This window comes from Mesorhizobium sp. B1-1-1 (genome assembly GCF_006442955.1).
Classification (GTDB): Bacteria; Pseudomonadota; Alphaproteobacteria; order Rhizobiales; family Rhizobiaceae; genus Mesorhizobium.
Genome location: NZ_VFWW01000010.1, coordinates 296,226 through 313,953 on the forward strand (window position 1 = coordinate 296,226; position 17,728 = coordinate 313,953).

The 17,728-nt window shown below is 63.8% G+C and carries 16 protein-coding genes; 4 read left to right on the forward strand and 12 right to left on the reverse strand.

The annotated features are described in order from the left end of the window. Positions 1-157 precede the first annotated feature (157 nt). On the forward strand, positions 158-595 hold the full coding sequence (locus FJ986_RS22455; RefSeq protein WP_140522221.1) for a GFA family protein: 438 nt from the start codon (positions 158-160) through the stop codon (positions 593-595). 28 nt (positions 596-623) lie between these two features. On the opposite strand, the gene FJ986_RS22460 is transcribed toward FJ986_RS22455, so the two are convergent. From FJ986_RS22460 to FJ986_RS22515, 12 genes are read right to left on the reverse strand one after another with little or no spacing between them, the layout of a single operon-like run. Beyond that, the gene (locus tag FJ986_RS22460; RefSeq protein ID WP_140522223.1) at positions 624-878 is read right to left on the reverse strand and encodes a cytochrome C oxidase subunit IV family protein; all 255 of its coding nucleotides are present in this window, start codon (positions 876-878) and stop codon (positions 624-626) included. A gap of 5 nt (positions 879-883) precedes the next feature. Continuing rightward, on the reverse strand, positions 884-1,525 hold the full coding sequence (locus FJ986_RS22465) for a cytochrome c oxidase subunit 3 (protein ID WP_140522225.1): 642 nt from the start codon (positions 1,523-1,525) through the stop codon (positions 884-886). Then, entirely contained in the window at positions 1,522-3,165 is a 1,644-nt protein-coding gene (gene ctaD / locus FJ986_RS22470; protein WP_140518010.1) for a cytochrome c oxidase subunit I, read from the reverse strand. The genes FJ986_RS22465 and ctaD overlap by 4 nt, the downstream gene beginning before the upstream one ends. Then, positions 3,162-4,121 (reverse strand): cytochrome c oxidase subunit II, encoded by a 960-nt coding sequence (gene coxB, locus FJ986_RS22475; protein WP_140518009.1) that lies wholly within the window; start codon positions 4,119-4,121, stop codon positions 3,162-3,164. The genes ctaD and coxB overlap by 4 nt, the downstream gene beginning before the upstream one ends. Further along, the gene (locus FJ986_RS22480) at positions 4,118-4,870 is read right to left on the reverse strand and encodes an SCO family protein (RefSeq protein ID WP_140518008.1); all 753 of its coding nucleotides are present in this window, start codon (positions 4,868-4,870) and stop codon (positions 4,118-4,120) included. The genes coxB and FJ986_RS22480 overlap by 4 nt, the downstream gene beginning before the upstream one ends. Next, complete coding sequence (locus FJ986_RS22485) at positions 4,867-5,367, reverse strand: hypothetical protein (RefSeq protein ID WP_140496129.1); 501 nt, start codon at positions 5,365-5,367, stop codon at positions 4,867-4,869. The genes FJ986_RS22480 and FJ986_RS22485 overlap by 4 nt, the downstream gene beginning before the upstream one ends. Beyond that, positions 5,360-6,490, reverse strand: coding sequence for a hypothetical protein (locus FJ986_RS22490; protein WP_140522232.1), 1,131 nt, complete (start codon positions 6,488-6,490; stop codon positions 5,360-5,362). Before FJ986_RS22490 ends, FJ986_RS22485 begins: the two co-directional genes overlap by 8 nt. Further along, a complete protein-coding gene (locus FJ986_RS22495) occupies positions 6,487-7,023 on the reverse strand; it encodes a cytochrome c (protein WP_140518006.1) in 537 nt (178 codons plus the stop codon). The genes FJ986_RS22490 and FJ986_RS22495 overlap by 4 nt, the downstream gene beginning before the upstream one ends. Further along, the gene (locus FJ986_RS22500) at positions 7,020-7,547 is read right to left on the reverse strand and encodes a DUF3341 domain-containing protein (protein WP_140518005.1); all 528 of its coding nucleotides are present in this window, start codon (positions 7,545-7,547) and stop codon (positions 7,020-7,022) included. Before FJ986_RS22500 ends, FJ986_RS22495 begins: the two co-directional genes overlap by 4 nt. Then, positions 7,544-8,917, reverse strand: coding sequence for an NrfD/PsrC family molybdoenzyme membrane anchor subunit (gene nrfD / locus FJ986_RS22505; RefSeq protein WP_140675663.1), 1,374 nt, complete (start codon positions 8,915-8,917; stop codon positions 7,544-7,546). The genes FJ986_RS22500 and nrfD overlap by 4 nt, the downstream gene beginning before the upstream one ends. Then, positions 8,910-11,885 carry a TAT-variant-translocated molybdopterin oxidoreductase gene (locus FJ986_RS22510; RefSeq protein WP_140675666.1) on the reverse strand — a complete coding sequence of 992 codons (2,976 nt, stop codon included), beginning with the start codon at positions 11,883-11,885 and terminating at the stop codon, positions 8,910-8,912. The genes nrfD and FJ986_RS22510 overlap by 8 nt, the downstream gene beginning before the upstream one ends. Continuing rightward, complete coding sequence (locus FJ986_RS22515) at positions 11,869-12,525, reverse strand: cytochrome c3 family protein (protein ID WP_140675668.1); 657 nt, start codon at positions 12,523-12,525, stop codon at positions 11,869-11,871. Before FJ986_RS22515 ends, FJ986_RS22510 begins: the two co-directional genes overlap by 17 nt. 195 nt (positions 12,526-12,720) lie before the next feature. On the opposite strand from FJ986_RS22515, the gene FJ986_RS22520 reads away from it, so the two are divergent. From FJ986_RS22520 to FJ986_RS22535, 3 genes are all read left to right on the forward strand, one after another. Further along, the gene (locus FJ986_RS22520; RefSeq protein WP_140675671.1) at positions 12,721-15,189 is read left to right on the forward strand and encodes a membrane-bound PQQ-dependent dehydrogenase, glucose/quinate/shikimate family; all 2,469 of its coding nucleotides are present in this window, start codon (positions 12,721-12,723) and stop codon (positions 15,187-15,189) included. Between the two features lie 420 nt (positions 15,190-15,609). After that, entirely contained in the window at positions 15,610-16,776 is a 1,167-nt protein-coding gene (locus FJ986_RS22530) for an HlyD family secretion protein (protein ID WP_140556194.1), read from the forward strand. Next, the coding region (locus FJ986_RS22535; RefSeq protein WP_140649683.1) for a DHA2 family efflux MFS transporter permease subunit at positions 16,773-17,728 on the forward strand (956 nt) is incomplete at its 3' end. The genes FJ986_RS22530 and FJ986_RS22535, both read left to right, overlap by 4 nt.

Here is a 17,728-nt window from a genome sequence, read left to right on the forward strand (position 1 = left end):
TTGAATCCGCCGCCGCTCCTATGGCCGGAAACCAATTTGGCGGCGCTGCGTTGACCCCGCAGGATCAGATCCCCCAACAGCTTCGGAGAAAATTCATGCTCGACCGCAGCGGAAGCGCCGTCCTGACGACCGACAGTCTCTGACAACGGACAGCAACATGGCTCGCATCGAGCGCGGACATTGTTTTTGCGGTGCCGTCATGGCGGTGATGGAAGGAGAGCCTTTCTGGATCTGCTTCGATCATGACGACGATTGCCGGCGGGCGACCGGCGGACCGATGACCATCTGGATCGGCTATCGCCCGCACCAGGTCGAGCTGACCGCCGGGAAGCCGAAGACCTTTTCGAAGACGAAGGGGGTCATCCGCTCCTTTTGCGCCGATTGCGGTACCTCGATCTTCTATGCCGACGAAGGCCTGCGTGACGAACTCTATGTCTCGATCGGCTTCATGGACGCGCCGGAGCGGTTTCCGCCACAGGCACAGGCCTATTGGGATATGCACCTGCCATTCATCGACATGGCCGACGGCTTGCCCCGCGTCGACGGCTACACGAGGCGCCGTGATCCAGCCCTGGGCAATCCGCGCGAACGTTGATGACGCGCGCCACACTAGGCCCCGCAGGCTATTGCCCGATCAGGGTCAGGCCAAAGAGAATGGCCAGCCACAGGCCCACCGCCGCGACCGCGAGCCTGGGGAGGATGCCCTCGCCCGCCAGATGCATGAACAGCAGCGCGATCACCACTGTCTTGGCAGCCGCCGCGGCAAGATTGATCGCGGAATTGAACCCACCGAGGTCGACAAACGAAGAGCCGACGGTAAGCGCCAGCAAGGCGAGCAGCGCGAGATAGGCGAATGTGAGCTTGGCGAGGTCGCTCATCGTCGTCAGGCCCGGTTGATCAGATAGAGGACCGGGAACAGGAACACCCAGACGATGTCGACGAAATGCCAGTAGAGTCCGATCGCCTGCACGCGGCGCGCCCGGCTCGCCTGCGCGGTCCTCGGCCAGAGCAACAGCATGCCGGCAATCACCGCGATGCCGCCTATCAGATGCAGCGCGTGCAGCGATGTCATGGCGAAATAGAGCGCGAAGAAGAATTCGGCATGGGCCGGATCTGGGCCTGCGAAGCGGAACGGCGCGCCGAGCACCGGCGCCAGGCCCTCGCTGAATTCCTTGCTGTATTCGACGGCCTTGATCACCAGAAAGATGCAGCCAAGCAGGCTCGTGGACATCAAGGCCCAGAAGGCGGGCCGCCAACGCCGGGCAGCCGTGAACATATGGGCAAGCGCCATCGCGAAGCTGCTGGTGATCAGAACCGCCGTATTCAGCGTGCCGAGCGGCAATGACAGATGTTGCGACGCCGCGGCGAATGCCGCGCCATAGCTCAATCGGGCGTAGAGGAACACCAGCACGATCGCGCCGAACAGCATCGCCTCGGAGCCGATGAAAATCCACATGCCGAACGCATCGGCCGCCTTCTCGCGGGCCCGTGTATCGAAGGCAATGCTTTCGGTCGGCCCGCTCATGAGGCTTCGTCCCTGTGCGGGCTGAACGTCTCGTGCCTCAGGCCTTTCATGGCATAGTCATAGGCCGGCCGCCTGACCACGGGCATGGTGTCGAAATTATGCGGGGGCGGCGGCGAAGCCGTCTGCCATTCAAGGCCGGTCGCGCCCCACGGGTTGGCCGGCGCCCGCGTCCCGCGAAACAGCGACCAGCCGAGATAGAGCAGCGGCATAAGATAGCCGACGGCCAGAACGACCGCGCCGGCCGAGGACAATACGTGCCAGAACTGAAACTCCGGCGGATAGGTGTGATAGCGCCGCGGCATGCCGAGAAAACCGAGCACGAATTGCGGGAAGAAAGTCAGGTTGAAGCCGAGGAAGGTCACGGTCGCGGCGATACGGCCCCAGGTTTCGGAATAGACGCGGCCGGTGATCTTCGGCCACCAGAAATGCAACCCCGCCATGTAGGCCGTCACCATGCCGCCGACCATGATGTAATGGAAATGCGCCACGACGAAATAGGTGTCATGAACGTGGACGTCGACGGCGAGAGCGGCCAGGAACAGGCCGGCCAGCCCCCCGAAAGTGAACAGCGCCAGGAAAAACAGCGCATAAAGCATGGGCGTCTCGAAAGTGATTTCGCCCTTGCGCAGCGTCAGCGTCCAGTTGAACACCTTTATCGCCGAGGGGATCGCGACGCAGAACGACAGGAACGAGAACACGATGCCGGCATAGGCCGACTGGCCTGATACGAACATATGGTGACCCCAGACCAGGAAGCCGAACACGGCAATCGCCATCGAAGACATCGCCACCGCCTTGTAGCCGAACAGCGGGCGCTTGCTGAAGCAGGGCAGCACTTCGGAAACCACGCCCATGCCGGGCAGGATCATGATGTAGACCGCGGGATGTGAGTAGAACCAGAACAGATGCTGGAACAGCAGCGGGTCGCCGCCCAGCGCGGGATTGAAGATGCCGATACCGAAGGCACGCTCCAGCACGATCAGGATCAGCGAGGCGGCCAGCACCGGCGTCGCCAGCACCATGACCAGCGCGGTCGCATACATCGTCCAGACGAAGATCGGCAGTCTGAACCAGGTCAGCCCCGGCGCGCGTAACGTGTGGACGGTGACGATGAAGTTGATGCCGGTCATGATCGTCGAGAAGCCGACGATGAAGACACCCAGCGCGGCCATCGAAACGAAGCCGTTGGCATAGAGCGTCGAGAGCGGCGTGTAGAAGGTCCAACCCGTGTCGACACCGCCGGCGAGCACCGCGGCCAGGGCAAAGGCGCTGCCGAAGATGAACACGTACCAGCTGGCGAGATTGAGCCGCGGAAAAGCGAGATCGCGCGCGCCGATCATCAGCGGCAGCAGGAAATTGCCGAGCGTCGCGGGGATCGACGGCACCAGGAAGAACCACACCATGATGATGCCATGCAGGGAAAACAGCCTGTTATAGACATCGTCCGACACCAGATCGCCCGCAGGCGACGCGAGTTCGATCCGGATCATCACGGCAAAGGCACCGCCAAGAAAAAAGAACGCCGTCAGCGACATCAGGTAGAGCCAGGCGACGCGCTTGTGGTCGGTGGTCAAGAGCCAGGCGGCAGGTCCGGCCTCCCCATGCAGATAGCTCGAAGGCGCCAAGGCTTGCCTGCTCATTGGGTCGCCCCGCTTTCCCTGGTTGCTCGCGGCGACAGGGATTTGAGATATGCCAGCAGCATCTGTAGCTCCTGCTCGTCGACAAGGCCGTCAAAGCTCGGCATCACGGGTTCATACCCGGCGGCGATCTCCTTCTTCGGATTGAGGATGGAATCGCGCAAATAGCGGTCGTCGGCGATGACGGTCTGTTGATTGTCCAAGGCCACCGGCCGTCCGAAGACCCCAGCCAGATCCGGCGCCCTCACCTTGCTGGAATTGCCATGGCAGCCGGAGCAGCCGAGCGCGCGGAAGAGTTTTTCGCCGTCGGCCGCAAGCGTTTCACCCTGGCCCTGGTTGCCCAGCCACGCCGCATATTCTTGCGGCGGCATCACGGTCACCCAGCCGCCCATCTCCGAATGCTGGGTGCCGCAATATTGCGCGCAGAACAAATGATACCGCCCGGGCTCGCTGGCGATGAACCAGACATGCGTGGTGCGCCCCGGCACCGCGTCCTGCTTGACCCGGAAGGCAGGTACGAAGAATGAGTGGATCACGTCCTGCGATGCCAGCGACACGATCACCGCCTTGCCGACCGGCACATGCAGTTCGTTGATTTCACGCTGGCCGCCAGGATGACGGAACTCCCACATCCATTGCTTGCCAAGGCCGGCGATCTCGAGTGCGTCAAGGGGCGGGTGTTCGCGGCGCAGGAACAGCACGGCTCCCCATCCGAAGATGGTGAAAGCGATCAGCAGGCTGGCGACTGTCCAGGTCACCTCGAGCGGCGTGCTGCGCGCACGCTCCCCCGTTCGCTCCACCTTGGAGCCGGCGCGATATTTGATGGCGTAGAAAACGACCAGGCTGGTCAGGAAGACGCCCAGCGCGACGGTGAAGGCAAGCAGCACGTAGAACAGGGCGTCGACACTGCCGGCAATCGAGGAGGCCTGCGGCGGCGTAAAAGGGATGCCGAACGTCAAATCGGCCTCCTTCGCGACAGAACGAGGATGGTGGCGCCAAGGCCAAGCAGCGTCGCCATGCCAGTCACCTTCACGACTGCCCAGACCGCTGGCGTGTACTGGCCCTTTGATGCATCGAAGCCGGCACACAGCAGAAAGACGTGATCGGCGATGGAGCCAAGCCGCCCGGCCGACGCCTCGACCAGGGCAAGCCTGAGATCTCGCGGCTCGAAACTCAGCGCCGGAAGTACTTGCGCGATGCGGCCTTGCGGCGTCAGCGCGATGACCGCGATCGGGTGGACATATTGCGAGATCCGGTCGCGCCGGTCGAATGTGATGCCGGCCTCCACGGCAAGGGCGGCGCCAGCGCCATCCTCGCTGGTCAGGAAGCGCCACGCGGACAACCCTGCCTGACCGGCGGACCGCCCGACTTCGGCTTGGATGGACGCCGCATCCGCGACGGTCTCGGAAGCATCTATCGAGACGAAGAGAGCGTGGTAGGTCGCGGGATCGAGGCCGGTCTTGTTCAGATCCGAGGCAACCGCCTGCTGGGTCACGCCGCAGAGGTTGGGGCATTTGTCGTAACCGAAGATGAGCAGCGCCGGCCGCCCGCCGAGAATGCCGGAAAGCGTCTGCCGTCCGCCCGAAGCCTCGCGGAAGACTGTATCGAGGCTGAGCTGCGCGCCGATCTGCGGTTCGAAAACCGGCCGCGCGCGCACGCTGGCGGTCATTGCAGCCAGGAGCACGAGCGGCAGGACCAAACGCCTCATGGCCTCGCCCCCATGGCCGGTGCGGCCTGGCCCTGCTGCGGCGCCCTGGCGTTTGGCTGCGCCGCGTCCGCTCGGGCGCGGCAAATGCCGGCCTGCGGCGCGCGCGGAACCTGGCCTTCGAGCAAGGCGCAGTCCTCACCGGCCGCAGCGGGCGTTACCGCCTCCGGCAGTCCCTGCGCGGCGATCAGCTTCATGGCGTCGTCGATCGGAATGCGCGCGATGCCACCATTGCGGTCGACCCATGCAAGCATGCCGAGTTCACGATCTTCCTGCTGACGGAACGCGGCAAGATCGGCCCCGGGGAAATCCTGCAAGGCGGGACCTGCGGCGCTGCCGTTCATCTGCGTGCCCGCAAGTGGCCAGAACGGGGCCGTATCGAAAATCAGTCTCAGCCCAAGCGCGGCGAGCGCCAGGAAGACAAGCAGGCCGAGGCCAATGAGCACGAGCGCCCTCGGCCAGACATCGCGTGTTTCGGGATGACGCACGACCTTAGCCACGGGCCAGCCTCCCGCGCCAGACGACGATGCGATCAGGCCTGGTCCAGATATAGACGAAGCACCCGAACCAGATGCCGCCCGCGCCGACCATTGCCGCGAGGTCCGGCCACGACACTCCTGCACCGAGGGCGGACAAAGCCGGCCGGACGCGCCAGGCGACATCGGCGAAATGTCCGGCCAGCAGGAACGCGCCGAGCCCTATCAGGCCAACGCGGCTGCGCTTGACGGAGCGGTTCAGGAAACCGGCGAAGGGCAAGGCAAATTGCAGCGCGATCAGCAGCCAAAGCAGATACTGCCAGCCATTTCGACCACGGATGACATACCAATGGATTTCGTCGGGCAGGTCGCCGCCCCAGACGACCAGCCACTGCATGAATGCCAGATAGGCCCAGATGAGCATGAAGCCGAACATCATGTTGGCGAGGTCTTCGCCGAGCGCCACGTCCTCCTCGCCACCCGGCGCCGACTCGATCGCACGGCCGGCCGAGAGCACCGCCAGCGCCAGCCCGCACACGCCGACGACCTCGGCCGCCGCTTCGAGCATCGCATAGATGGTGGAGGAAAAATCCGGCTCTATCGACATCATCCAATCGATGGCAAACACCGTCACGGCAAAGCCGTGCGCGACGAGCCCGATGGCGTAGCCGCCGCCGGTCCTGCTTGCGGCCGAACCGGGCGCCGTCCAGCCAAGTACAAGCCAGGCCAGCGCCAGCCAGACGACAGCATAGACGATGAAACGAACGACGAAGAATGGCACGTTGAGATAGGTCATTTTCTGGCGCACCGCTTCCGTCAGCGCCGGGTCGGCTCCTGCCCAGGGAAAGACCAGATCGAGCCGCGCAAGCACCGGCAGCATCAACAGCAGCGCGACAGGCAAGGTCGCGACGGCGGCCCGCAGCGGCGGCCGCAACGCGTCGCCCCAGCGCCCCCCGGTCAGCCCGTGCACCATGAGCAGGGTCATTGCGCCAAGCGGCGATCCGAGCAGGAACACCGCCGTCATCAGCCAGCCGGCCAGTGTCGCGCGCGGGGCGACGAACAGCCCGGCCGCGCACAGAGAGAGCCCTGCGGCGGCGGCTGCGAGCAGCAGGACGAGGTGGTCGTCGGGCCGGGCGGCGCGCTTCATCGTGCCGCCTCGGCATCGAGTTTCGCGCGAACGGATTCGGGCAGCGTGCCGGCCGCAGCATGTCGCGAATATTGCAGCGCCCGGATATAGGCCACGATCGCCCAGCGGTCCCGCGGCTCGACACGCGCGGCATAGGGATACATCGCACCGTAACCGTCGGTGATGACGTCGTAGAAATGCCGGTCCGGCGCCTTGCGCAGCGCATCTTGATGGTAGGTCGGAGGCGGCGGGAAACCACGCCTGACCACCATCCCGTGCCCGTCGCCGGTGCGGCCATGGCAGGGAGAGCAGAATATATCGAAGCGTTGCTGCCCACGCTGAAGCAGCGCCATGGTGATCGGGTACGGGAATTTGTCCGGCGTCGCCGCCAGGTCGGCGTCGCGCGTCACCGTGCCTTCGACCGGTGTCCTTGCCGACATGCCGTCGGCGAACTCTCTGCTGGTTTCGAGCGGATCGTAGCGAGGCTGGTCGGCCATGTCCTGCTTGCAGGCGCCGAGGAGCAGGCAAACCGGCAAAAGCAGCCGCGGGTTCATATCGCCACCTCTTCGACCGTCTCGGCGCCAAGCCGTGTCAGCTGCCCCTTGGTGACGCCCTTGCGGTATTTCGGGTCGGTGGCCTCGATCAGCAGGTAGAACTTGCCGCCGCTCGCGTAGGTGAAGCTCTCGGCGTTGAAGACGGGGTGATAATATTGCGGCAGCCGGTTCTCGGCCAGCATGCCGAAGAAGCCGGCAAACACGCTGGCCAGGATCGCGGCTTCGAAGGCGATGACCGTGAACGGCGGCCAGGAATGCAGCGGCCGGCCGCCGACATTGACCGGATAGTCGATCTCGACGGAATAAAGGATCAATGCATACACCAGCACGCCGCCGGCGACGCCACCCGCCAGCATGACCCATGGCAGCCGTGTCTTTCGCATGCCCAATATGTCTGTCAGGCCGTGCACCTCGAACGGCGAGAACGCATCCATATGCCGGTACCCCTTGTCGCGCATCGCTTGCGCCGCCCTGGTCAGCGCATCCGGATCGGCGAAAGCCGCGATGACGCCATGGACGCTCATGCCGCGCCGCCTTTCTGCTCGGCCAGTTCCTCGACCTCGAAGATGGTTATCGCCGGCAGGATGCGGATAAACAGGAAGACCAGCGCGAAGAAGGTGCCGATCGATCCGAGCAGGATGCCGAAATCGAGCCAGGTCAGCGACTGCTCGCCCCAGGACGACGGCAGGTAGTCGCGGCTCGGGCCGGTCACCACGATGATGTAGCGTTCGAGCCACATGCCGATGTTGATGACCAGAGCGATCGAAAACAGCAGCGGCATATTGGATCGCACACGGCGAAACCAAAGCAGTTGCAGCACCGCGCAATTGCAGAAGAGCATGGTCCAGAACAGCGGCGCATAAGGGCCGACGGCGCGCTGGACCATCATCGCGCGCTCGTAAGGCTCACCCGAATACCAGGAGAAGAACGCTTCCGATGCATAGCCGTAAATGACGACCATGCCGGCCGCGATCATCAGTTTGGCGGCGTTGTCCATGTGGCGCGGCGTGATCAGGTCTTCCACAGCGAATGCCCAGCGCAAGGGAATGGCTATGGTCAGCACCATGGCGAAGCCGGAGAGGAGCGCGCCGGCGACGAAATAGGGCGGAAAGATCGTCGAATGGAAGCCCGGCGTGATGGCGAAGGTGAAATCGAGAGCGACGATCGAATGAACCGAAACGACCAGCGGTGTTGCGAGTGCCGCCATCAGGAAATAGACCGTCCGATAGCGCGCCCAATGATAGGCCGAGCCGCGCCAGCCCAGCGCGAGGACGCCGTAGAAAAGTTGCCCGCCACGCGACTTCGCCCGGTCGCGCAGCACGCCGAGATCAGGCAGCAATCCCGTGTACCAGAACAGCAGCGAGACGGTGGCGTAGGTGGAAATCGCGGCGAAGTCCCAGACCAGCGGGCTGCGCCATTGTGGCCAATGCATGTGGGTGTTGGGCAGGGGCAGGAGCCAATAGAAGAACCACGGCCGGCCAAGATGCAGGATAGGGTAGAGGCCGGCCATCGCCACGGCAAACAGCGTCATCGCCTCGGCGAAGCGGTTGATCGAGGCGCGCCAGGGCTGGCGCAGCAGCAGCAGCACCGCTGAGATCAGCGTACCGGCATGGCCAATGCCGATCCACCACACGAAACTCGAGATCATCGTGCCCCAGACCACGGGAATGTTGACCCCATAGGCGCCAACGCCGACCGAGACCAGGTAGGTGATGGAATAGAGGAACAGCAATACGAATGCGAAGCAGACGAAGAACGCCGACCAGAAGAACCGCGGCAACTTCCCTTGCAGGACCACCGCGCTGATACGGCCGCTGATCTCTGGAAAATCGTGACGCCCGCGCAGCACAGGTGTCATGCCTTTGCTCGTCCTGCGGGCGGCCACGTCAGCCATCGCCGCCCTCCGAGCCGGATGTCGCGGCGAGCCTGTCGTTAGGGTTGCTGACCTTGCCCAGATAGGTGGTGCGCGGTCTTGTGTTCAGTTCTTCGAGCAGCGCGTAATTGTGTGGCGAGGCCTTTTCCTGGACGACCTGCGAATCCTTCCTGTTGAGATCGCCGAAGGTGATGGCTTTTGTCGGGCACGCCTGCTGGCAGGCGGTGACGATCTCACCGTCCTCGATCTCCCGGTTCTCGATCTGGGCGCGGATCCGTTTTTGCGAAATGCGCTGTACGCAGTAGCTGCATTTTTCCATGACGCCGCGCGAACGCACGGTGACATCGGGATTGTGGACGGCCTGCTCCGGTCCCGCGCTGTCATTGTCGAACTCCTGGTACTCCAGGAAATTGAACCGCCGCACCTTGTAGGGACAGTTCTGCGAACAGTAGCGCGTGCCGATGCAGCGGTTGTACACCTGCGCGTTCAGACCGTCATGCGTATGGATGGTCGCATTGACCGGACAGACGACCTCGCAGGGGGCCTTCTCGCAATGCATGCACGGCACTGGCTGGAAGAACATGTCCGGATCGTCGATCCCGCCCGCATAGTAGCGGTCGACGCGCAGCCAGTGCATTTCGTGTCCGAGTGCCGCCTCGTCCGGCCCCACCGTTGCGATGTTGTTCTCGGCCTGACAGGCCGACACGCAGGCCATGCAGCCGATGCAGGCCGACAGGTCTATCGACATGCCCCAGGCTTCCTGGTCGTAGCTCCAGTCGGGGTAGAGCGATTCCACGGGCGCTGGGGGCGCGTGGTCGCGCACGAAATGGGGATTTGCCCTGAACGCATCGAGCGAAGCATGGCGGATGATCGCCCTGCCCTCCATCGCTTGATGATGTTGGGTCGTGACTACACGCGCCGAACCGCCGCGCGGGCTCAGGACGACATCGTCGGCAAACCATGGCGCATCGCTGGTCCGGATCGCGAAGGCATCGTAGCCGCCCGCGAGTGCCGCCACCGAGCCGGCCTTGCGTCCAAAACCGAGCGACAGCGTCACTGTGTCGTCAGGCTGTCCCGGCGTGATCCAGACGGGTGCGTCCAGCGTCCTGCCGTCCCGCGCCAGGTTGACCACCTGCCCGTTTTCGAGCCTCAGGCGCTGCGCGGTGGCTGGCGAGACCAGCGCCGCATTGCCCCAGACGAGCTTGCTTAACGGCCGGGGCAATTCCTGAAGCCAGGATGAATTGGCGTGGCGGCCGTCGCGAAGCCAGGGATCGGCGACGAAGCGAACCTCCAACCCTTTGGTGGCGGCATTGGGTGCCGAGCCATCGCTATCCGGCGGTGCCGAAACGGCAGCGGGACCAGCAGCAGTGTTCGGCACGATGCCGTCGCGCAGCGCCTTGCGCCAGGCCACCTCGTCCATGGCGGCCCACGTCCGGCGCACCGGTGCCTGCGCATTGGCGCCGAATTCACCGCCCAGCGCGGCAAGCAACTGATGCAGGCTCTTGCCACCGAACAGAGGCTCTATGAGCGGCTGCACGATCGAAACCGTACCGTCATAGGCCCGGATATCGCTCCAGCTCTCCAACTCGTGCGCGGCTGGGATATGCCAGCGAGCCAGAAACGCCGTCTCATCGCGGTAGAGTCCCCAGTGGACAAGAAGCTTCAGGCTCGAAAAAGCCTTCCGTGCATCGATGTCCGATGGCGCCGTGTGCAAGGGATTGGCGCCGAGCACGACGGTCTTGTCGATCGAACCATCCGTGATGGCCCCGCAGAGCGTTGCAAGATCGCCATCCACCGGCATGGCATCAGGCGGCTCGATCAATTGCAGCGTGTTGCCAAGGGCACCAAGCCTGGCATTCATCGCTAGGGCCAAGGCATGCACGGACGGTGCCTGGTGCGCTCCGGCCACCACAAGCGCATTGCGGCCGGCGCCGCGCAGATCGTCGGCAAGCGCGTTTGTCCATTCCGGACCGAGCGGCGACAAGCCGGCCGCGGCATTGTCGCCATCGAGGGCGGCCTTGATCGCCGCCGCAACGCTTGCGACGGCGCTTGGCCTGATAGCTCGGCGATGGTCGGCGGCAGCACCCGTGATGGTGGGAGTCGTCTCGACGACATAGAGGCGGCTCATCGTGTCCGGAGATTTGCGCACCCGCCGCCGCTGCGCGAAATCACGAGCATAGGCCAGGCGCCCCGGACCATCGCCCAGGAAATCGGCATCCAGGCTGACGATCACATCGGCGCGGTCGAAACGGTAGATCGCCGTCAACGGCCTGCCGAACAATGTACCCGTTCCCTGTTCACCGGAATTGGCCGCAAGCGGATCGTGGCGGAAGACGCGAAGTCTGGGATAGCGCACCCTCAGCGCCGCGATCTGCGCCTTCGTCGTCGGCGATGTCGTCGCCTCGAGCAGCAATGCCAGCCCTTGCCCGCCTGAAGCGAGGAATCCACCAGCCAGTTCGGCGATATCTTTCAGGAACTCATCGTAACTTGCGGGCTCGCCCAGCTTGAGCGGCGTGCGAGATCGCTCGGGATCGAACAGCGACAACACCGCCGCCTGCATGACGGCATCGGTGGCGCCGCGCGATGCCGGATGATCCGGGTTGCCCTCGACCTTTGTCGGCCGGCCCTCATGGCTCTCGATCACGGCTCCGATGCCGTAGCCGTCGCTGGAGAGGGCTGTCGCGTAGTAGAGCGGCCGGCCGGGAATGATGTTCTCCGGCTGGCGGACATAAGGCACGATGCTCTCGGCCTCGCTGCAGGCGGCCAGTCCGGCCAGCGACAGCGATGCACCCATCAGTTTCAGGACGGTGCGCCGGTCGAAGCCAGGCTGAAGGGGATCGGCCATCGCGGGGAATTCCGCCTCCACAAAGCGCTGGAACTCCGCCGTGTCAGCCAGTTCGTCCATGCTTCGCCATGGCTCGCGCCCCGCCGCGGCGACCCGCAATGCCGCAAGATCGAAAGCCGGATTTCGGTCAACGGTGGCAGACATAGCAATCCGTCATGGTCTCGGGATGAATGTCGAGCACGCTGATCAGGGAACGCCGGATCTGCTCGATGTCGTCAGGCGGCTTCCAGTGCATCAGGAAAACGGCTTGCGGCGGGCGAAGGTTGGGACCGGGGTCGCGGTGGCAGCCAAGGCACCATTCCATCGACAATGAATGCGCCCGTCGCGTCAGCGGCATCTCGTCGACCGCGCCATGGCAGGTCTCGCAGGCGATGCCCTTGGCGATATGGATGGAGTGGTTGAAGTAAACGAAATCCGGCACCGAATTGACCCGCTGCCATTGCAGCGGCTGTCCCGAGGCGAGACTTGCGCGCACCGGCGCCAACATCTCGGCATTGGTGAAGAGCTGCGAATGACAGGTCATGCACACTTCTGTCGCCGGCAGCCCCGCCGAGGCTGATGTCTCGACCCCGTTGTGGCAATAACGACAGTCCAGTCCGATATCGCCGACATGATGCTTGTGGCTGAACGGAACGGCCTGGGCCACCGGTTGCCCCACGCCGGTAACGAACCCTGAACGCAAAAACGCCGTGCCGCCGACGGCCGCCAGAAGCGCGAAACAGCAAACACCCCACAGAAAGAAGCGGGCAATCCCATTGGCGTTGCTGGAAAAGACCTGCGGCATCCTCGCCGATTTTTCGCTTGGAACAAGCTTTTGGATCGAGCGCCTAACGGCGGCAAAGCGACAAAGGTTCCGTCGGCGCGGAATGCTCACAAAATGGTGAGTTGGGAGCACCCTCGAAAACCGCGGCCGATCGCAACCATGCGGGACGGCCAGCGTTCGAAACAATCATGAGCCTGTCGTAATGGAAATGCTGTCATGACTTCTGCCAATCCGAATCTCGCGGACAGGCGTCGCTCCGGCGTCGCCTTCTGGTGGACTATGTTCGTGGGTGTGCTGCTGGCAATACTTGGTCTGCTGATCGGCGCAGGCGGCGCCTGGCTCGTCGCGCTGGGCGGCTCCTGGTACTATTTGCCCACCGGAGTGGCTCTCCTGGCGGCGGGTGTTTTGCTTTTGAGCGGCAATGCCGCCGGAGTCTGGCTCTACGTCCTGACCTGGATCGCGACGCTCGCCTGGGCTTATTGGGAAGTTGGCATGGACGGCTGGGGGTTGATGCCCCGGGTGCTCGCGCCGACGGTCATCCTGATCTTCGTTCTTTTGACCTTGCCTGCCTTTCGCGCCGGGCACGCGAAACGGGTTCGCGACCGCGGCTGCGCAACCGCATCCGCTGCCCTTTTCATTGTCGGCTGCGCGATCGGGCTTCAGCATTTCACGCCCTCGGCACAATCCCAGGAGGCATCCCCGGTTACCCCGGTCACGCCACCCGCCGCAGGAAGCGCATCCGGTCAGTCTCCGGTCAGCCCTCAGCCCGATGTCGCGATACACCAGGCTGGACCGAATTGGCCCGTCTATGGCGGCTCGGAACTTGCCACCCGCTATTCGCCTCTCAAACAGATCACCGCCGACAACGTCGCGAAGCTGACCAAAGTTTGGGATTTCCACACGGGCGATATGCCAAGCAAGGCGGCGACCGACAAATACTCCCCGGAAAACACCCCCCTCGAAGTGGACGGGCACCTGTTTGCATGTTCGGCCAAGGGCATCGTCATCTCGGCCAACGCGGCAACCGGCAAGGAGGAGTGGCGCTATGATCCGAAGGTATCCGACGCCGCCATCCCATACGGCGCCAGTTGCCGGGGCGTCGCCTACTACGCCGTTCCAGGCGCAAGCGCCGATCGACCATGCGCAACACGCATCTTGTGGGGCACGCTCGATGCAAGGCTGATTGCCATCGACGCCAGGACCGGGAAGGCATGTGGCGATTTCGGCCAGCAGGGCGTCGTCGATCTCACCCAGGGGCTCGGCAAGACCGTGCCCGGCTGGTATTCGGTGACGGCGCCTCCGACCGTCGTGCGCGGCATTGCCGTGCTTGGCGCCCAGGTGCAGGACGGCCAGGCCGAGGATGCGCCGTCAGGCGTCGTGCGCGGCTATGACGTGATGTCGGGGAGACTGGTCTGGGCTTGGGACATGGGCCATCCGGACCGCACGGGCGCACCGCCCCAGGGCGATACCTACACGCGCGGCACGCCGAACATGTGGACCGTAGCCGCCGCCGATCCGCAGCTCGGCTATGTCTTCCTGCCGCTCGGCAACGCCGCCGTCGACTATTACGGCGTCGATCGCAAGGACTTCGAAAACCAATACAATTCCTCAATCGTCGCCATCGATGTCACGACGGGCAAGCCGGTCTGGCATTTTCAGACCGTCCATCACGACCTTTGGGACTATGACCTCGGTTCGCAGCCGACACTCGTCGATTTTCCGTCAGTCAATGGAAAGGTTCCCGCAATCATCGTGCCCAGCAAGCAGGGCCAGATCTATGTGCTCGACCGCAAGACCGGAAAATCGCTGTTCCCGGTCGAAGAACGGCCGGTGCCGTCGGGCGGCGTCGAACCAGAGAAATTGTCCAGGACGCAGCCTTATTCCGGTTATGCGCATCTCGACCAGCCTGTGCTGACCGAGAAGGATATGTGGGGCATGAGCCCGCTCGACCAGCTCTACTGCCGCATCCAGTTCCGGCAGGCTTCCTACCAGGGCGAATATACGCCCCCCACGGTGGACAAGCCTTTCATCGAATATCCCGGCTACAATGGCGGCTCCGACTGGGGAAGCGTCGCCGTCGACACCGATGCCGGCATCCTGGTCGCCAATTACAACGACATGCCCAACTATGATCAGTTGATACCGCGCCAAAAGGCGGACCAGATAGGCTTCAGGTCGATCGAACAGGGCGGCGCTTCGAAAAGGGCCAAGGACATGGGTGACCCGCAGATGGGTTCGCCGTACGCCATTGCCGTCAACGCGGGCTGGCGCCTCTCGACGGGGCTGCTTTGTTCCGAGCCGCCTTACGGCCATATCCGTGCCATCGAGTTGAAGACAGGCAAGACGCTCTGGGACAAGCCGCTCGGCGAGGCGGTCGAGAATGGCCCCTGGCGCATCCCGTCCATGCTGCCGCTGGATATCGGCACGCCAAACAATGGCGGGCCGCTCGTGACCGCCGGCGGCCTGATCTTCATCGCGGCGGCGACGGACGACAAGCTGCGCGCCATCGACATCAAGACCGGCAAGGTGGTCTGGCAGACGGATCTGCCCGCTGGCGGCCAGACCACCCCGATGACCTATGAGGTCGGCGGCCGGCAATATGTCGTCATCGCGCCCGGCGGTCATCATTTCATGGAGACGAAGGTCGGCGACGACGTGATCGCCTATGCGTTGCCGGCCGACTGATGGCGCGCCCGGCGTGGCCCGGACTGGCTTGCGCTTGTCGGCTGGCAAAGCGTGACCCCGGCCGTCAGCTCCCGTGATTTCTGGGGAACCTTGCCGGGATGAGCAGGTTTAGCTGCCTGAGACACTCCAAATTCGTCGGAAGGAGCAGCTCATGAGCAACGATCCCGACAAGGAGGGGCCTGTTTTTCCGCAGAGGATGCGCGGCAAGGCGAGATTATCCTGCGAACGCGAACGCGCCGTATCATCTTCATTGCGGGACTTGTCGGCATCGTGCTGGTGATGATGCTGCTGCACTTCGCCTAGCGCGGCCGGCCACAAACCCTCAATCTGAAACAGGAACTTTTTCGGACGCGGGTCCGTTGATTTACGTCCTTCCAGTACGCGGCTTTTGCCGCACCAACCCTACCGCGGACCGCTAACGTGGACACGAATTCTCCAGACGTCGCACCGGTCGACGAAAGACCTCAAACAAAACGTCGCCCCGATGCACGACCGAAGCGCGCCTCGTCGCGCCCACAACCGAAACAGGACCTCGATGCTTCCGCCGGGAACAAAGAGGGCCTGTTCGGCTCGCTCAGGCGGCACCCCTACGTCACCGCGGCGGTCATCCTTGTTCTGCTGCTGGCATCGGCCGCAGCGATAATCTGGTGGCTCCAGGCGCGACAGTATGAATGGACCGACGATGCCTTCATCGACGCCCGTACCGTAACCATAGGTGCCGAAATCGCCGGCCGCATCACCGATGTGGCGGTGACCGACAATCAGAGCGTAAAGGCCGGCGATGTCCTGCTGCGCATCGATGACAGGGATTATCAGGCATCCCTCAAGCAGGTTCAGGCGCAGGTGGCGCAGGCCGACGCCGAAACCGCTGACATCGCAGCCCAGATCGAAGCGCAGCAGGCCAAGGTGGACCAAGCCCAGAAGCAGGTGTCGCAAGGCCGGGCAGCGCTTGATTTCGCGAAAGCCGAAAATCAGCGCAACAGCGAATTGCTTGCCAAGGGAACCGGAACGCTGCAGCAGGCGCAACAGGCTGCCTCGACGCTTCGCCAGGCCCAGGCGACGCTCGACAGCTCGCAGGCGAACGTCGTGGCGGCCCAGAGACAAGTCGCCGTCCTCGAGGCCCAGCGCAAAAGCGTGGCGGCAAAACTCGACCAGGCCCATGCCAGCGAAGAGCAGGCCCGCACCGCGCTTTCCCGCACCTCGATCACCGCTCCGGTGGCCGGACGGGCGACGAACATATCCGCCGCCGTGGGCGCATATGCCCAACCGGGGCAAGTGCTGATGATGTTCGTGCCCGAGGACGTGTGGGTGAAGGCCAACTTCAAGGAAACACAACTCGACCTTATGCGGCCTGGCCAGCCCGTCGAGATCGATATCGACGCCTACCCGGAGCAGACCTTCAGGGGCCACGTCGACAGCATCCAGGCCGGCAGCGGAACCGCTTTCAGCCTGCTGCCCGCAGAGAACGCGACCGGCAATTTCGTCAAGGTGGTGCAGCGCGTGCCCGTGAAGATCGTCTTCGACAAGAAGACCGGCCTGCTGCTCGGGCCCGGCATGTCCGTCGTGCCGACGGTCAAGGTGCGATGACCGGCCAGGCGACCGCGCAAGCCGGCGAAAGCCGGTCCGCCGCGGGCGGGCGCAATCCCTGGCTTATCGCCATCGTCGTCTCCATCGCCACCTTCATGCTGGTGCTCGATACGTCCATTGCCAATGTGGCGCTGCGCAACATAGCCGGCAGCCTCGCGGCCGGAATGGACGAAAGCACCTGGATCATCACCACCTATCTGGTCGCCAATTCCGTCATCATCCCGATCAGCGGCTGGCTCGCCGGCGTGATCGGCCGCAAACGCTACTACATGATCTGCGTCGCTACCTTCACCCTCGCGTCGCTGCTCTGCGGCCTCGCGCCGAACCTGGAAATGCTGATCCTGTTTCGCATCCTTCAGGGGCTGGGCGGCGGTGGGATGGCGCCCAGCGAGCAATCGATCCTCGCCGATACTTTCCCGCCCGAAAAACGCTCGCAGGCCTTCGCGCTCTACGGCATCGCCGTCATCGTTGCACCGACGGTCGGGCCGACCATCGGCGGCTGGCTGACCGACCATTTCTCCTGGCATTGGATCTTCTTCATCAACGTGCCCTTCGGCATCATGTCGTTGGCCCTTGTGCAATGGCTGCTGGTCGAACCAGACGTGCTGGAGCGCGAGCGCCAGGAGAGGCTGAAGGATGGCCTCAAGATCGACTGGATCGGCTTCATCTTCGTCGTGCTGGCGCTCGGATCCCTTGAGATCTTCCTTGACGAGGGCCAGCGCAACGACTGGTTTGCGTCGGGCTTCATCACGACATTCGCCGTGATCTCGGCCGTCTCGTTCTTTTTCCTGATCCCCTGGGAGTTTCGCCATCGCGATCCGATCGTCGACATGCGGCTGGTTTTCACCCGCCAGTTCGGCACATCCTTCCTGGTGATGATGGCGGTCGGCGCGGTGCTGTTCAGCACAACGCAGATATTGCCGCAGCTCCAGCAGACCACCTTCGACTACAC

What these genes read in the sequence shown, in the direction of transcription:
- FJ986_RS22510 (WP_140675666.1), bottom strand. Translation starts at nt 11,885, where the DNA reads ATGTCTGCCACCGTTGACCGAAATCCGGCTTTCGATCTTGCGGCATTG.
- FJ986_RS22490 (WP_140522232.1), bottom strand. Translation starts at nt 6,490, where the DNA reads ATGAAGCGCGCCGCCCGGCCCGACGACCACCTCGTCCTGCTGCTCGCA.
- FJ986_RS22465 (WP_140522225.1), bottom strand. Translation starts at nt 1,525, where the DNA reads ATGAGCGGGCCGACCGAAAGCATTGCCTTCGATACACGGGCCCGCGAG.
- FJ986_RS22480 (WP_140518008.1), bottom strand. Translation starts at nt 4,870, where the DNA reads ATGAGGCGTTTGGTCCTGCCGCTCGTGCTCCTGGCTGCAATGACCGCC.
- FJ986_RS22515 (WP_140675668.1), bottom strand. Translation starts at nt 12,525, where the DNA reads ATGCCGCAGGTCTTTTCCAGCAACGCCAATGGGATTGCCCGCTTCTTT.
- ctaD (WP_140518010.1), bottom strand. Translation starts at nt 3,165, where the DNA reads ATGAGCAGGCAAGCCTTGGCGCCTTCGAGCTATCTGCATGGGGAGGCC.
- FJ986_RS22520 (WP_140675671.1), top strand. Translation starts at nt 12,721, where the DNA reads ATGACTTCTGCCAATCCGAATCTCGCGGACAGGCGTCGCTCCGGCGTC.
- FJ986_RS22460 (WP_140522223.1), bottom strand. Translation starts at nt 878, where the DNA reads ATGAGCGACCTCGCCAAGCTCACATTCGCCTATCTCGCGCTGCTCGCC.
- FJ986_RS22455 (WP_140522221.1), top strand. Translation starts at nt 158, where the DNA reads ATGGCTCGCATCGAGCGCGGACATTGTTTTTGCGGTGCCGTCATGGCG.
- FJ986_RS22495 (WP_140518006.1), bottom strand. Translation starts at nt 7,023, where the DNA reads ATGAACCCGCGGCTGCTTTTGCCGGTTTGCCTGCTCCTCGGCGCCTGC.
- FJ986_RS22500 (WP_140518005.1), bottom strand. Translation starts at nt 7,547, where the DNA reads ATGAGCGTCCATGGCGTCATCGCGGCTTTCGCCGATCCGGATGCGCTG.
- nrfD (WP_140675663.1), bottom strand. Translation starts at nt 8,917, where the DNA reads ATGGCTGACGTGGCCGCCCGCAGGACGAGCAAAGGCATGACACCTGTG.